Source organism: Paraburkholderia sp. GAS333 (assembly GCF_050435665.1).
GTDB classification, from domain to species: Bacteria; Pseudomonadota; Gammaproteobacteria; order Burkholderiales; family Burkholderiaceae; genus Paraburkholderia; species Paraburkholderia fungorum_A.
Genome location: NZ_JBNDKS010000004.1, coordinates 477760 through 491968, shown reverse-complemented (window position 1 = coordinate 491968; position 14209 = coordinate 477760). Strand labels below are relative to the sequence as shown.

Sequence of the window (14209 nt, the reverse complement as noted above, 5' to 3'; positions counted from 1 at the left end):
CGAGACCTCGCCCATGAACGATTCATCCCTTCCGCCCGAACTCGATGAGCAGCGCGCAGACCGAAGCGCCGGAGCACAACAGGAGGCGCAGGCTGCAAGTGCTGGCGGCAGCGTGCCCGCAGGCGTGACCCAGGACGAAAAGTCCTCTCATGCCACCGACGCGAGTTCGACCGCCCATGCCGCGACAAGCGCCGATGCAGGCACAACGGCCCCGAGACGCGCAGACGCGAACGCAGGCACCTCGCCGACCGCAACCGCAACCCCACACCGGCGTCGCCTGTGGCCGCTCGCGCTAACCGGTCTCGCCGCCGCGTTACTGCTGGTCGGTATCGTGCCCCGGCTCCACGCAAGCGCCGCGCTGACCCAGCAGACGCAAGCGCAAAGCGTCCTCAGCGTGTCGGTCGTCACCCCGCGCGCCGCGCCCGCCGTCAACGAAATCCTGTTGCCCGCTGCCGTGACGCCGTTCGCCGAAGCGTCGATCTATGCGCGCACCAGCGGCTATCTGGCGCACTGGAATGCCGACATCGGCGCGCATGTGACGGGCGGCCAGACGCTGGCGACCATCGAGGCGCCGGAACTCGACGCGCAACTGCGTCAGGCCCGTGCCGACGAAGCCACCGCGCAGGCCAATTTCAACTTCGCGAAAACCACCGCGCAACGCTGGCTGGACATGCTGCAAACGCAGTCGGTCGCGCAACAGGACGCGGACACCAAAGTCAGCGACATGGAAGCGCGTCGGGCGATGCTGGCGTCGGCTCAGGCCAATGTCGCGCATCTCGCCGAACTGGTGTCGTACGAGAAGATCACCGCGCCGTTCGACGGCGTAATCACCGCGCGCAACGTCGACACCGGCGCACTGGTGACGGCGGGCGGCACGCCCGGTACGGCAGGCATGTCGGGTGAGTTGTTCCACATCCAGCAGACCGGCGTGCTGCGCGTGTTCGCCGACGTACCGCAGAACGACGCGCCTTACGTCACGTCCGGCACCGGCGTGTATCTGACCGCGCCGCAGTATCCCGGGCGGCATATCGCCGGGAAGGTGGCGCGCAGCACCGGTTCGATCGATCCGTCGAGCCGGACGCTGCGCGTCGAAGTCGATGTCGACAACAAGGACGGCGCGCTGATGCCAGGCGCGTACGCGCAGGTGCATCTGCAATTGCAGAACCCTTCGCCCGCGCTCGATCTGCCGGTCAGCGCACTGCTGTTCCGCCCGGACGGCGTGACGGTGGCGGTGGTCGACAGTCACGGCCGGGCGGCGCTCAAGACGGTGCATATCGGCCGCGATTTCGGCACGCACGTGGAGATCACGACCGGGCTCGCGGCGACGGATCGCGTGATCAACAACCCCGGCGATTCGCTCGGCAACGGCCAGATGGTTCAGGTCATGCCGGCCGCGCAGGGTTGAACCGGGTTGATCCGTGTTGAACCACGTTAAGCCCGGCCCTCGTCATCGAAAGGATTTGCCGATGTTTTCATTGAATGTTTCGCGCTCGTCGTTGCGCCGCTCCGTCGTGGCAACGCTGATCGCCGCGCTGTTCAGCGCGTGCTCGACGCTGCCGCCTTATCAGCGGCCTGCCACCGACATGCCCGCGCGCTATGCAGGCGCGGCTGACACCGCCGCCGCCGCGCCCGGCTGGGCCCAGGCTGCTCCCGCCGACGCCTCCCCGCGCGGCCCGTGGTGGACCGTGTTCGGCGACCCGGTGCTGAACGGCCTCGAAGCGCGCATCGACGTGTCGAACCAGAGCGTGCGCAAGGCGGTCGCGCAGGTCCAGCAGGCGCGATCGATGGTCGACTATCAGCGCTCCGGCTTTTTCCCGACCATCACCGCAGGCGTCGCGCAGAACCGCTCGCGGACTTCGCAGAATGTCGAAGGCAAGTCGCTCGCGGGCAAGACGGTGCCCGACTACGCGGCGGGCGTGTCGGCGAGTTGGGAGCCGGACCTGTTCGGCCGCGTGCGCGACAGCGTGAACGGCGCTCGGGCCGACGCGCAGGCGAGCGAATCGGACCTCGAAAGCGTGCGTCTGACGATGAGCGCCGATCTCGCCACCGACTACTTCACGCTGCGCTCGCTGGACGTGCAGAAAAAGCTCCTCGACGACAGCGTGAATGCCTACGCCGCCGCGTTGAAGCTGCTGCAGCAGCAACTCCAGCACGGCGCAATCGACGCCTCCGCCGTCGCGCAGGCCACCGCGCAACTCGAAGCGACGCGCACCCAGGCCACCGACATCGACGTGACCCGCGCGCAGATGCAGCATGCAATCGCGACGTTGATCGGCGAACCCGCATCGACCTTCACGCTGCCGCCGCAGGAAGCCGTGGCCGCGCTGCCCGCCGTGCCCGCGATTCCGGCCGGTCTGCCGTCGCAACTGCTCGAACGGCGGCCCGATATCGCCGCCGCCGAACGGCGCGTGGCGTCGGCGAATGCGCAGATCGGCGTCGCGCACGCGGCGTTCTTTCCCGATCTGATTCTGTCCGCGAGCGCCGGGCTGGAAAGCACCTTTTTCGCGCCGTGGCTGAGCGCGCCGAGCCTGTTCTGGTCGATCGGTCCGCAACTCGCCGGCACGCTGTTCGACGGCGGCAAACGCAAGGCGAGCCTGCACGGCGCGACCGCGCAATATGACGGCGCGGTCGCCGATTACCGGCAGTCGGTGCTGGTGGCGTTGCAACAGGTCGAGGACAACCTGTCCGCGCTGCACGCGCTCGCCGACGAAGCCGCCAGTCAGCAGCGCGCGACCACGGCCGCGAATCTGTCGCTGCGGCTCACGACCAACCGCTTCAACGCAGGCGCGGTCAGCTATCTGGATGTGGTGACGGCGCAGACCATCGCACTGACGAATCAGCGGCTCGCCGATCAGATCGCGGCGCGGCAGTTGACTTCAAGCGTGTCGTTGATGAAAGCGCTGGGCGGGACGTGGGGAGCGGCCGCGCCGGTTTGACTGTCAACGTCCGCTTGACGCCGTGGATGCGGCGCTCACCCTGCCCGTCTGAACGTCAGGACAAACCGCGTGCTTCGTGCATCGCTCTCCGCGTGCACGGAGCCGCCGTGCAATTCCATGATGGTGCGCACGATCGCGAGCCCCAAGCCCGTCGATCCCGCCGATCCTTGCGACAACCCCGCCGACGGCAGCGCGCTGCGCGACGGATCGACACGATAGAAACGGTCGAAAATCCGTTCGAGGTCTGCCTCGGCAATCGGCTGACCCTCGTTCGACACGGTCACGCGCACCGCGTCGGGCGACGGCTCGACATCGAGCCCGATCGCGCCGCCCGGCGGCGTATAGCGAATCGCGTTCGCCAGCAGATTGCTGACCGCGCGCCTGAACAGTTCGAGGTCGGCGGTTAGCGTGGCGGTGCCGCGCACCTGCACGCGCACGCTCGCTTCGTCGGCGACACCTTCGAAGTAGTCGGCGATGTGAGTCAGTTCCTGCCCGACGTCGAATTCGCGCATGTGCCTGACAAATTGCGGATGCTCGGCGCGCGCAAGAAACAGCACGTTCTCGATCATTCTCGACAGCCGGTCGCACTCTTCCACATTCGACGCGAGCAGCGCCTCGTATTCGTCGACGGAACGCGGGCGGCTGAGCGCGACTTCCGCCGCGCCGCGCATATTGGACAGCGGCGTGCGCATGTCGTGTGCGAGGTCGGCGGTAAAGCGCGAGAGCCGCTGAAAACCCTGCTCGACCCGCTCGAACATCGCGTTCAGCGATACCACCAGCGCGTCGAGTTCGCTCGGCACGCGCGCCACCGCAATCCGCGTATCGAGTCGGTTGACGGTGACGCCGCCCGCGCTCGCCGCGATATCGCGCAACGGCCGCAACACCGCGCGGATCAGCAGATACCCCAGCAGCATCGACAGCAGCACCCCGGCGACGCCCGCCGCCTTGATCTGGTCGCGGTAATGGTCGAGCAATTCCCAGCGGTCGCTCATGTTGCGCGCGACCAGCACGCTCGCCGTGTCGCCGTTCTGCAGGCGCGCGTCGGTGAGGATGCCGCGAATCGGCGCGCCGTCGTGGCCGGTCCAGTCGCTGATATCGGCATCGGTGATACGCGCCGTCGCCGAGGCACGCGCGAGCGGCGGCAGCGCGGCAACGGTGGCTGCGCCGCTGGCCGAATCGGGCGCGGCGAGCGCCTGCGCGATGTTGTGATCGATGATGCGGCGGCCGTCGGGACCGAACACTTCCATCGACATCGCCTCGTTGCCGAGCACGATGCTGGCGAGGCGATCGCCGTGCTCGCGAATGTCCTGCGCCGATTCGAGTTCCTGCGCGAGCCGCCGGGCGTGACGCGCGGCCAGCACGATGTCGAGATTGTCCTGCGCCTTGATCTGCTTTTCGAGCGCGAGGTACAGGAAGCTGCCGACCAGCACGAACACCGCGAACGTGGTGACGCCGAACGCCAGCGCGAGCGTGGCGGCGAGGGAGCGGCGCCGCATCAGGCGGAGTCCTTCAATTCGAGCACGTAGCCGACGCCGCGTACCGTGTGGATCAGCTTGACCGGGAAGTTGTCGTCGATCTTGGTGCGCAGACGGCGGATCGCCACCTCGACCACATTGGTGTCGCTGTCGAAATTCATATCCCACACATACGACGCGATCTGCGTGCGGCTCAGCACCTCGCCCTGACGGCGCGCGAGCAGTTGCAGCAACGAAAACTCACGCGGCGTGAGATCGATGCGCTGGCCGCCGCGTTTCACGCGCCTGCGGTTCACGTCCATTTCAAGATCGCCCACGCGGATCAATTCGCTTTCGCGCGGCGGCCCGCGCCGTGCGAGCGTGCGCACGCGGGCCAATAGTTCGACGAACGCGAACGGCTTCACCAGATAATCGTCCGCGCCGAGTTCCAGCCCGCGCACGCGGTCGTCGACGTCGTCGCGCGCGGTGAGGAACAGCACCGGCGTGGTGCGCGTGCTGCGCAAGGTCTTGACGATGGTCCAGCCGTCCATGCCGGGCAGCATCACGTCGAGCACGATCACGTTGTATTCCTCTTCCTGCGCGAGGAACAGGCCGTGCGGGCCGTCGTTCGCGACGTCGACCGCATAGCCCGACTCCTCCAGGCCTTTCTTCAGATAGGCCGCTGTTTTCAGCTCGTCCTCGATTACCAGGATTCGCATCGATTGCTCCGCTTTGCATTGACGATCCAATCATACCGGCAGCGCCATGGCCCCAGATTACGATCCGGTAATGTGCGTACGCATGGCGGATAGCGGCACGCGAAGTTCATGCGCAGCCGGTATTTGCAGTACACCAACCATCATGCAACAAGGCCTTAAAAGGGCCGCGCCGATCCCAGGCGCACACCCTGCCCAGCCGCTGGCGACGCCCGCCAACCGATCACCCGCCGCGGCCGCCAACCTCGCGCCCGCAGCCGAAACTGTTATTCTTCCCTCTCTTCCGACCGTCACCTGGTCGCCTGCCGCCAACGCGCGGCGCTCCCATGCGGCGCTCTGGCGCCCGGCATCCGAGAGACAGGAATAGGCATGTTCGGTTTTCTACGCGGCTATTTTTCCAACGACCTGGCCATCGACCTCGGCACGTCAAACACGCTGATCTACATGCGTGGCAAAGGCATCGTGCTGGACGAACCTTCGGTGGTGTCGATCCGTCAGGAAGGTGGTCCGAACGGCAAGAAAATCATCTTGGCCGTCGGCAAGGAAGCAAAGCAGATGCTCGGCAAAGTGCCGGGCAACATCGAGGCGATCCGCCCGATGAAAGACGGCGTGATCGCCGACTTCAACATCACCCAGCAGATGATCAAGCGCTTCATCCAGATGGCGCATGAGTCGCGCATGTTCGCGCCGTCGCCGCGCATCATCATCTGCGTGCCGTGCGGTTCGACCCAGGTCGAGCGGCGCGCGATCAAGGAAGCCGCGCATAGCGCCGGCGCTTCGCAGGTCTATCTGATCGAGGAGCCGATGGCCGCCGCGACCGGCGCGGGCCTGCCGGTGTCGGACGCGACCGGCTCGATGGTGGTCGATATCGGCGGCGGCACGACCGAGGTCGGCGTGATCTCGCTCGGCGGCATCGTCTACAAAGGCTCGGTGCGGGTGGGCGGCGACAAGTTCGACGACGCGATCGTTAATTACATCCGCCGCAACTACGGGATGCTGATCGGCGAGCAGACCGCCGAGGCGATCAAGAAGGAAATCGGCTCGGCGTTCCCCGGCTCCGAAGTGCTGGAGATGGAGGTCAAGGGCCGCAACATGTCCGAAGGCATTCCGCGCAGTTTCACGGTGTCGAGCAACGAGATTCTCGAAGCGCTGACCGATCCGCTGAATCAGATCGTGTCGGCGGTGAAAATCGCGCTGGAACAGACGCCGCCGGAACTCGGCGCGGATATCGCCGAGCGCGGCATCATGCTGGCGGGCGGCGGCGCGTTGCTGCGCGATCTCGACCGGCTGCTGGCGGAGGAAACGGGCTTGCCGGTGTTTGTCGCCGAAGCGCCGCTCACCTGCGTGGTGCGCGGCTCGGGCATGGCGCTCGAGCGGATCGAGAAGTTCGGCGGCGCGTTTTCTTACGATTGAGTGTGAAGCGCGCCACGCCGGATGAGTACGCGTGACGGCCTAAGCCGAGCGGAGCTAAACGGTGCGCGCTGTCCGGTCAACCGCATTCACGACACGAACGGCAACTTGCTGTCGCGCGCGGCGGCCAGCATCGACAGCGTGATCTTGCGCACTTCCAGCTTGCTCTGCGTAATATGCGCGCGCAGCAGGATGATCGCTTCGGTCAGCCGGTTGCGCTCGATCAGATTCAGCATCGTCGAATGCTCGTCGTAGGTTGCGCTGGTGCGGTGCGGCTTCAGAAAATCGAGCCGCCGCACGATGCGGATGCGCTCGGTCACTTCGTTATGCACGCGCAGCATTTCCGCATTGCCCGTCGCGGCCACCAGTTGGCGGTGAAAGTTTTCGTCCATGCCAAACATCTTCACCGGATCGCTTTCGCGTAGTTCGGGCTCGACGCACCACACCGCCTTCAACGCTTCGAGCGCCGCATGCGCGATCTCGCCACCCGCGCCGACCCGCTCCACCGCCGCCACTTCCAGCACGATCCGCAGGTCGTAAAGCTGATCGAGCTGATCGAAGTTGATCGGCGACACTTTCCAGCCGCGCCGGAACCCAACCTCCAGATAGCCTTCGCGTTGCAGCCGGAACAGCCCGTCGCGCATCGGCGTACGCGACACGCCGTAGTGCTGCGCGATGCCGTTCTCCGAAAAGCGGTCGCCCGGAAACAGCCGGAAACTGAAGATGTCGTTCTTCAGCTGCTGATAGACCTGCTCGGCGAGCGGGTTGGCCGCAGCCGGCACCTGCGCTTGACCTTGCGCAGCGGATGCTTCGGCGGACGTCTCCAGCAGATTGGTCGGGTCGTCGTTCATAAGTGAAACCAGGGTCCTGTTTTCTTATTATCGGCGCTTCGCAGCAAGCGGATCAGCACCTCATTTCCGTCACGACACGACCGCAGGATCGATCAGGCTGACATGCGCGGCGACGATCTTCCAGCCCTCGGTGGGACCGAGCCGGGCCCAGCTTTGCATCTGACGGCCGATGAGCGCGGTCGCGTCGCTGGTGAACTCGGTGCTGACGGTCGCGAAGTCCGAACCGAAAGTCGTCACCACCGTTCGATGCAGCTTGCGCGACTTCGGCACCGGCGCGCAATTCTCGCGCCACGCACGGATCGCTTCACCGCCGTGCTGGATTTCCGCGATGCCGTAGCGGACCGTTTCCGGCGCGTGCCAGAACAGCGCGTTCATCGCGGCGACATCGTTATCGACCAGCGCGCGTTCGTATTCGACAAATGCCGCCTGAACCTGCGCGACGATTTCGGGCTGATTGATATCCATGCTGAGGTCCATGCGTCAGTTTTTTCCTTCGATGCGAATGAGTGACGAAAGCGGTGCGGTCCAGCCGACAATGCCGCCTTGCGAGCGCACCATGTCGAGCGTCGCCTGTTTGAAGGCGGGGAAATAGCTGGCGGTCGCATCGTCGACGAGCAGACTGTCGTAGCCGCGATCGTTGGCTTCGCGCATCGACGTCTGCACGCAGACTTCGGTGGTCACGCCGGCGAACACGAGGTGCGTGATGCCGCGCATCGCCAGTTCCTCGCCGAGCCGGGTCGCGTAGAACGCGCCCTTGCCGGGTTTGTCGATGACGATCTCGCCCGCTACCGGCGCGAGCGGCTCGATGATCGCGTTGCCCGGTTCGCCGCGAATCAGGATGCGGCCCATCGGTCCCGCATCGCCGATACGTGCATTCGGTGCGCCCCGGAGCCGCTTGGCGGGCGGACAGTCCGACAGATCCGCCGCATGCGATTCGCGCGTGTGTACGACCAGCCAGTTCTGCCGGCGCGCGAATGCGAGCAGTGCGGCCACGGTCGGCACGATTTCCGCGAGCAGCGACACGTCGTTGCCGAGCGATTCGCCGAAGCCGCCCGGCTCGATGAAATCGCGCTGCATGTCGATCACGACCAGCGCGGTTTTCGTCGAGTCGAACGTGAACGGGCCGGGCTGGGCGTCGATCGAATGGGTCGTGCTGCTGATCGTGCTGTTTGAAGTGTTGTCGCTCATCCAACCGTTTCCTTGATTTTCTCGACCGGCGCGGCGTGCGTTTGCGCATGCGCGTCGCCGTGTCCTGCCATATGTTGCCCGAGCACGGCGCGATCCGCATGCGCGGCGGGCGTGTCGAACACCAGTTCGCCTTCGGCAATCACGATGATGCGGTCCGCGAGTTCAAGCAGTTCGTCAAGGTCTTCGCTGACCAGCAGCACGGCCGCACCGGCGTCGCGCGCGGCCATCAGGCGTGCATGAATATCGGCGACCGACGCGAAATCCAGCCCGAATACCGGATTGGCGACGATCAGCACGTCCACCGGCTGACCGAGTTCGCGCGCCAGCACCGCACGCTGCACATTGCCGCCGGACAGCGTGCCGATCGCGCGTTCGGGCACCGGCGGCCGAACATTGAATTCGGCGATCCGCTGCGCCGCGCGCTCGCGCATCGCGCGCCGGTCGAGCCACCAGCCGCCGCGCCGCAACGGCTCGCGGTCGAAGTCACGCAACGCGAGATTCTGCGCGACGCTCATCGAGCCGACGCACGCGTTCTTCAACGGCTCCTCGGGAATCGCGAACACGCGCTGTTGGGTCATCTCGTCGCGCGTTGCGTGGTACGGCTTGCCCGCCACCTGCATGTCGCCCGTTTTCACGCGACGCTGGCCGACCAGCGCTTCCACGAGTTCTTTCTGGCCGTTGCCGGACACGCCCGCGAGGCCGAGAATTTCGCCCGCGCGCACCGACAGCGTGGCGTGCTTCACCGCGGTGTGGCCGCGATCGTCTTCCACGGAGACATCGCGCAACGCGAGGCGTACCGGCGCGGTTTCGTCGAGCGGCTTGCGCGGCACGCGCTCGACGCTGACGGCCGCCATCACCGGCGCGTCCTGCGCGGCGACGGTGCCCATCATCCACGCGGCGAGTTGGTCGCGGTTGGTGGCGGCCACCGCGCTCGTGCCGACCTGGCGGCCTTTGCGCAACACGGTGACGTCGTCGGCATAGGCCATCACTTCGCGGAACTTGTGCGTGATCATCAGCACGGTCAATTCGCCGCGTGTGGTCAGGTCGCGCATCAGGCCGAGCACTTCGTCGGCTTCCTGCGGCGTCAGCACCGAGGTCGGTTCGTCGAGAATCAGAAAGCGCTGCTGCAGATAAAGCTGCTTCAGGATTTCGAGCTTCTGCTTTTCGCCGGCGGCGAGCGTCGAAACCGGCGCATCCAGCGGCAGGCGGAACGGCATCCGCTGCATGAACGCATTGAGCGCTGCCCGCTCCGCTTTCCAGTCGATTTTCCACGGCATCTTGCCGCGCGCGAGCAGCAGGTTTTCTTCCACCGACAAGCCCGACGCCAGCGTGAAATGCTGATACACCATGCCGATGCCCAACGCCTGCGCGTCGCGCGGCGAGTGGATGTGGACCTCCTTGTCGTCGGCGGCGATCTGGCCGTCGTCGAGCACGCCGTAGCCGACCAGCCCCTTCACGAGCGTGCTTTTGCCCGCGCCGTTCTCGCCGAGCAGCGCGTGGATCGTGCCCGCCTTCACCTTGATCGACACGCCATCGAGAGCACGGAACGCGCCGAACGATTTGCTCGCGTTGATCACCTCAACGCCTAGCGCCTGCCGGGGTAGCGTGGACATGATCAGCCGCCCAGCGTTTGCAGCAACGCGCCCGAGTCGGACACCGTGCCGAACACGCCGCCCTGCATCGTGATCATGTGCAGCGCGGCGTCGTGATTGCTTCTGTCGGTCGCGCCGCAGCAGTCGGCCAGCACCGTGCATTCGAAGCCGCGGTCGTTGGCTTCGCGCATGGTCGTGTGGACGCAGACGTCGGTGGTGATGCCGGTCAGGATCAGATTGACGATGCCGCGCGTGCGCAGCACCAGTTCGAGATCGGTCGCGCAGAACGAGCCCTTGCCCGGTTTGTCGATGACGATCTCGCCGTCGAGCGGCTTGAGTTCGTCGATGATCTCCCAGCCCGGTTCGCCGCGTACGAGAATTTTTCCGCACGGGCCGTCGTCGCCGATACCCACGCCTTCGGTGCCCGCACGGCGGCTGCGCCAGCGCTTGTTGGCAGGCAGATCCGACAGATCCGGCCGGTGGCCTTCACGCGTATGAATGATCGTGAAGCCCTGCTCGCGCATCGCCTTCAGCACGCTTTTGATCGGCTCGATTGGCGCGCGCGTCAGCGACAGGTCGTAGCCCATCTTGTCGACATAGCCGCCGTGGCCGCAGAAATCAGTCTGCATGTCGATGATCACGAGCGCGGTGTTGTCCGGGCGCAGATTGCCGTCGTACGGCCACGGGTAGGGTCTCGCTTCGATGAATCGGTTCATGGTGAGAACGTCCTGATGAGGGTTCGAAAAGATCAATAGCGTTTCGAGAGGAGCGAACATGGCGCGCGCCTGCTAACGTGGTCAGTGGATCAGCGGGTCAGGCTCAGTTCGCCCGGCGCGCCGGCCAGCGTGCGATCCGGCCGGCAGTTGACGATCATGATCAGCAGCGTCAGAACGTACGGCGCGGCGTTGTACAGGTAATAGCCGCTTGTCACGCCGATCGCCTGCAACGCGGGGCCGAGCGCGCCCGCCGCGCCGAACAGCAGCGCGGCCCACAGGCAGCGCAACGGCTGCCAGCGCGCGAAAATCACCAGCGCGACCGCCATCAGGCCCTGTCCGCTGGAGAGTCCTTCGTTCCAGCTCCCCGGATACACCAGCGACAGATACGCGCCGCCGACGCCCGCGAACACGCCGCCCACCGCGGTGGCTGCAATCCGGACGCGCGTCAGCGGATAACCCATCGCGCGCGCCGTTTCCGCGTGATCGCCGACGAGCCGCAGCACCATCCCCCAGCGCGTATTGCGCAACGCCCATTGCAGAACGAAGGCCAGCACCACGCCGATCACGAACAGCAGATTCAGATGCAGCGCGTTATGCAGTTGCGGCGACGAACTCCACGCGCCGAGATCGATGAACGGCAGCATCGGCGCTTGCGGTTCGATAAACGGCTTGCCGAGATAGAACGCGAGGCCGGTGCCGAGCAGCATCAGCGCGATGCCGAACGCGATGTCCGACACGCGCGGCAACGAACAGACGAGCCCGTGCAGGCAACCGAGCAGCAAGCCGACCAGACCGGCGCACAGCACGCCGATCCACGGCGAGCCGCTCAGAAACGCGCCCGCATAGCCGCTCATCGCGCCGGACACGAGAATGCCCTCGAGGCCGAGGTTCACGCGGCCACCCTTCTCGGTCAGACATTCGCCGAGACTGACGAACAGATAAGGCGTGCTGACGCGGATCGCTCCGGCGAACAGCGACAACAGCAGGATGACGATGGGCGAGTGCATATCAGGCATGGGTCTGCTCCAGTTGCACGGGAAGATCGGTTTGCGCGGCGGCCTGCAACTTCACGCGCCACGCGGCGATGCGTCCGCCGAGCGCTTCCCACGCGAGCAGGTTCGCGAACAGCAGGCCTTGCAGTACCAGGGTGGTGGCGTCGGGCAAATCGAGTCGCCGTTGCAGCAAACTGCCGCTCGCTTCGATTCCGCCGATCATCAACGCGCAAGCGATGATCGCCAGCGGGTTCTGACGCGCGGCGAACGCGACGAGAATGCCCGCGTAGCCATAACCCGCGAGCAGCGACGCGTTGGCGCTGCCCTGCACCGCCGCGACTTCGAACATGCCGCCAAGACCCGCCGCCGCGCCGCCGAGCACGCACGCGCCCAGCGCCAGCAGATTGACCGGCAACCCGACCAGCCGCGCCGCGCGATTGCTGCCGCCGACTACCCGCATCGCGAAGCCCTTCGTGCTGAATCTGACGAACACCCAGGCCGCGACGCACGCGACGATGCCCCAGAACAGTCCCCAATGCGTGTCGAGGCCGGGGATCGAGCCGATCATCATCGAGTCGGGAACGGGATACGTGGACGGCTTGTTCAGGCTCGCCGGATCGCGCAACGGCCCTTCGACCAGATGCTTGAACACGGCGATCGCGATGTACGACATCAGCAGACTGCTGATTGTCTCGTTGACCCCGCGCCACTGCCGCAACGCGCCGACCGCGCCGATCCAGACGCCGCCCGCGAGCATCCCGGCGACGGCCATCAGCGGCGTCGCGACGAGCCAGGGCGTGCCATGCGGCAGCGCTTGCGGGACGATCGCCGCGCACATGCCGCCGAGTGCGAGCGCCCCCTCGCCGCCGATCACGATCAGCCCGACCTGCGCCGGTAACGCGACGCACAGCGCGGTCAGCATCAGCGGCGCGGCGCGCAGCAAGGTGCTCTGCCACGCAAACGACGAACCGAACGCGCCCTGGAAAATCAGCGCGATGGCATCGGGCGCGGGCTGCCCCTGCACCACCAGGAACAGCGAAAACAGCAGCAGCGTGCCGAGCACCGCCAGCACGGTCGGCAGTGCTGGCAGGAGCGACAGCATCACTCTTGCCGCAGCGGGATGGGGGGCATGGGCGCGCATCGCGGCTCCTTTCAATCGACGCAAAGAGATGGCCGGAACTCAGATCTGCCCGACGACGCCGTGCACCAGATAATTCATGCTTTCCAGCGTGTAGTCGGTCTGCGCGTGACTCGTGCCCGACGCAATCGCGACGCCGCCCTTGTTGTCCTGCATCGGGCCTTTGAAGATCACGAAGTTGCCGGCCACCATGCTGGTTTTGATCGTGTCGGCGTTTTTCTTCGCGACGTCCGTGACCTTCGCGCCGTACGGCGACATCTTCACGAAGCCTTCCTTGAGGCCGCCGCGCAGCACGTTCGGTTGCGCGGTGCCCGCTTGCGCGCCGCTCACGAGTTGCTTGTACGGTGTCGCCCAGTCCCATTCCGCGCCGGTCAGATAACCCTTCGGCGCGAGCGCGGCCTGGCTCGCGTGATAACCGCAACTCATCGCGCCGCGTTTTTCCGCTGTCTCGACCACCACCTTCGGGCCGTCCACGTGACAGGTCAGCACGTCGCAGCCCTGATCGACGAGGCTGTTGGTCGCTTCGGCTTCCTTGACCGGCATCGACCAGTCGCCGGTGAAAATCACCTGGGTGGTGATCGACGGATCGACGGATTGCGCGCCGAGCGTGAACGAGTTGATGTTGCGCAGCACCTGCGGGATCGGTTTGGCCGCGACGAAGCCGAGCTTCTTGCTCTTCGTCATATGACCGGCGACGACGCCGTTCAGGTACTGGCATTCGTCGATATAACCGAAGTAGCTGGTGATGTTCGGCGGGTTGCCCTGCTTCCACAAACCGCCGCAGTGAGCGAATCGCACCTTCGGATACTTCGCGGCCATTTTCAGCACGTGCGGGTCGAAGTAACCGAACGATGTCGCGAAGATCAGCGTCGCGCCGTCCTGCTCGATCATCGCTTCCATGGTCTTCTGCACGGCGATGGTTTCGGGCACGTTCTCTTCTTCGACCACCTTCACGCCCGGCATCTTCTTGATGACGGCGGCGGCCGTCGCTTGCGCCTGGTTGTAGCCGTAGTCGTTGCGCGCGCCGACGTAGATCACGCCGACCGTCGTGTTTGGTGCGGCAAACACCTTCTGGATGGGCAGAATATTGCCGAGCGTCAACAGGCTGGCGCTCTTGATGAAATTGCGGCGGCTGGTCATGGTGTCCTATTCCTGGTCGAGGTTGAGTGAGCGGGCCGGGTTGGCGTGGTCAGGGCGTGCGTTGAGCGGTAGCCCG

13 protein-coding genes are annotated in these 14209 nt (G+C 65.7%); 3 read left to right on the top strand and 10 right to left on the bottom strand.

Features of this window, described 5'->3' with window-relative positions:
• Positions 1-13: 13 nt before the first annotated feature.
• Together ABH945_RS24150 and ABH945_RS24145 are read left to right on the top strand one after the other, a co-directional pair.
• Positions 14-1405, top strand: a complete 1392-nt coding sequence (locus tag ABH945_RS24150; protein WP_429252175.1) for an efflux RND transporter periplasmic adaptor subunit — start codon at positions 14-16, stop codon at positions 1403-1405.
• 61 nt (positions 1406-1466) lie between these two features.
• Positions 1467-2936, top strand: a complete 1470-nt coding sequence (locus ABH945_RS24145) for an efflux transporter outer membrane subunit (protein WP_429252174.1) — start codon at positions 1467-1469, stop codon at positions 2934-2936.
• 35 nt (positions 2937-2971) lie between these two features.
• Here the strand turns inward: ABH945_RS24145 and ABH945_RS24140 are convergent, their stop codons facing one another.
• Both ABH945_RS24140 and ABH945_RS24135 read right to left on the bottom strand, forming a co-directional pair.
• Complete coding sequence (locus ABH945_RS24140; protein ID WP_429252173.1) at positions 2972-4432, bottom strand: heavy metal sensor histidine kinase; 1461 nt, start codon at positions 4430-4432, stop codon at positions 2972-2974.
• On the bottom strand, positions 4432-5109 hold the full coding sequence (locus ABH945_RS24135; RefSeq protein WP_074768583.1) for a heavy metal response regulator transcription factor: 678 nt from the start codon (positions 5107-5109) through the stop codon (positions 4432-4434). Before ABH945_RS24135 ends, ABH945_RS24140 begins: the two co-directional genes overlap by 1 nt.
• A 366-nt stretch (positions 5110-5475) precedes the next feature.
• Here ABH945_RS24135 and ABH945_RS24130 point away from each other — a divergent pair, with 366 nt between their 5' ends.
• Positions 5476-6519 (top strand): rod shape-determining protein, encoded by a 1044-nt coding sequence (locus ABH945_RS24130; RefSeq protein WP_074768585.1) that lies wholly within the window; start codon positions 5476-5478, stop codon positions 6517-6519.
• 86 nt (positions 6520-6605) lie between these two features.
• On the opposite strand, the gene ABH945_RS24125 is transcribed toward ABH945_RS24130, so the two are convergent.
• The 8 genes from ABH945_RS24125 to ABH945_RS24090 all read right to left on the bottom strand — a co-directional run bounded on the left by ABH945_RS24125 (position 6606) and on the right by ABH945_RS24090 (position 14133).
• Positions 6606-7367, bottom strand: coding sequence for a GntR family transcriptional regulator (locus ABH945_RS24125; RefSeq protein WP_429252172.1), 762 nt, complete (start codon positions 7365-7367; stop codon positions 6606-6608).
• 69 nt (positions 7368-7436) lie between these two features.
• Positions 7437-7832, bottom strand: coding sequence for an oxalurate catabolism protein HpxZ (gene hpxZ, locus ABH945_RS24120; RefSeq protein ID WP_074768589.1), 396 nt, complete (start codon positions 7830-7832; stop codon positions 7437-7439).
• Positions 7833-7847: 15 nt separating this feature from the next.
• On the bottom strand, positions 7848-8555 hold the full coding sequence (locus tag ABH945_RS24115) for a cysteine hydrolase family protein (protein WP_429252171.1): 708 nt from the start codon (positions 8553-8555) through the stop codon (positions 7848-7850).
• Positions 8552-10168, bottom strand: coding sequence for an ABC transporter ATP-binding protein (locus ABH945_RS24110; RefSeq protein WP_429252170.1), 1617 nt, complete (start codon positions 10166-10168; stop codon positions 8552-8554). Before ABH945_RS24110 ends, ABH945_RS24115 begins: the two co-directional genes overlap by 4 nt.
• A 2-nt stretch (positions 10169-10170) precedes the next feature.
• Positions 10171-10863 carry a biuret amidohydrolase gene (gene biuH, locus ABH945_RS24105; RefSeq protein ID WP_429252169.1) on the bottom strand — a complete coding sequence of 231 codons (693 nt, stop codon included), beginning with the start codon at positions 10861-10863 and terminating at the stop codon, positions 10171-10173.
• A gap of 89 nt (positions 10864-10952) precedes the next feature.
• On the bottom strand, positions 10953-11879 hold the full coding sequence (locus tag ABH945_RS24100; RefSeq protein ID WP_074768595.1) for an ABC transporter permease: 927 nt from the start codon (positions 11877-11879) through the stop codon (positions 10953-10955).
• The gene (locus ABH945_RS24095; protein WP_429252168.1) at positions 11872-12996 is read right to left on the bottom strand and encodes an ABC transporter permease; all 1125 of its coding nucleotides are present in this window, start codon (positions 12994-12996) and stop codon (positions 11872-11874) included. Before ABH945_RS24095 ends, ABH945_RS24100 begins: the two co-directional genes overlap by 8 nt.
• A 39-nt stretch (positions 12997-13035) precedes the next feature.
• Entirely contained in the window at positions 13036-14133 is a 1098-nt protein-coding gene (locus ABH945_RS24090; protein ID WP_429252167.1) for a BMP family ABC transporter substrate-binding protein, read from the bottom strand.
• Positions 14134-14209: the final 76 nt, after the last annotated feature.

Excerpts from the sequence above, each read along its gene's own strand:
- ABH945_RS24140 (WP_429252173.1), bottom strand. The coding sequence starts at position 4,432 with ATGCGGCGCCGCTCCCTCGCCGCCACGCTCGCGCTGGCGTTCGGCGTC.
- ABH945_RS24110 (WP_429252170.1), bottom strand. The coding sequence starts at position 10,168 with ATGTCCACGCTACCCCGGCAGGCGCTAGGCGTTGAGGTGATCAACGCG.
- ABH945_RS24145 (WP_429252174.1), top strand. The coding sequence starts at position 1,467 with ATGTTTTCATTGAATGTTTCGCGCTCGTCGTTGCGCCGCTCCGTCGTG.
- ABH945_RS24095 (WP_429252168.1), bottom strand. The coding sequence starts at position 12,996 with ATGCGCGCCCATGCCCCCCATCCCGCTGCGGCAAGAGTGATGCTGTCG.
- ABH945_RS24115 (WP_429252171.1), bottom strand. The coding sequence starts at position 8,555 with ATGAGCGACAACACTTCAAACAGCACGATCAGCAGCACGACCCATTCG.
- ABH945_RS24100 (WP_074768595.1), bottom strand. The coding sequence starts at position 11,879 with ATGCCTGATATGCACTCGCCCATCGTCATCCTGCTGTTGTCGCTGTTC.
- ABH945_RS24090 (WP_429252167.1), bottom strand. The coding sequence starts at position 14,133 with ATGACCAGCCGCCGCAATTTCATCAAGAGCGCCAGCCTGTTGACGCTC.
- ABH945_RS24150 (WP_429252175.1), top strand. The coding sequence starts at position 14 with ATGAACGATTCATCCCTTCCGCCCGAACTCGATGAGCAGCGCGCAGAC.
- hpxZ (WP_074768589.1), bottom strand. The coding sequence starts at position 7,832 with ATGGATATCAATCAGCCCGAAATCGTCGCGCAGGTTCAGGCGGCATTT.
- ABH945_RS24135 (WP_074768583.1), bottom strand. The coding sequence starts at position 5,109 with ATGCGAATCCTGGTAATCGAGGACGAGCTGAAAACAGCGGCCTATCTG.
- ABH945_RS24130 (WP_074768585.1), top strand. The coding sequence starts at position 5,476 with ATGTTCGGTTTTCTACGCGGCTATTTTTCCAACGACCTGGCCATCGAC.
- biuH (WP_429252169.1), bottom strand. The coding sequence starts at position 10,863 with ATGAACCGATTCATCGAAGCGAGACCCTACCCGTGGCCGTACGACGGC.
- ABH945_RS24125 (WP_429252172.1), bottom strand. The coding sequence starts at position 7,367 with ATGAACGACGACCCGACCAATCTGCTGGAGACGTCCGCCGAAGCATCC.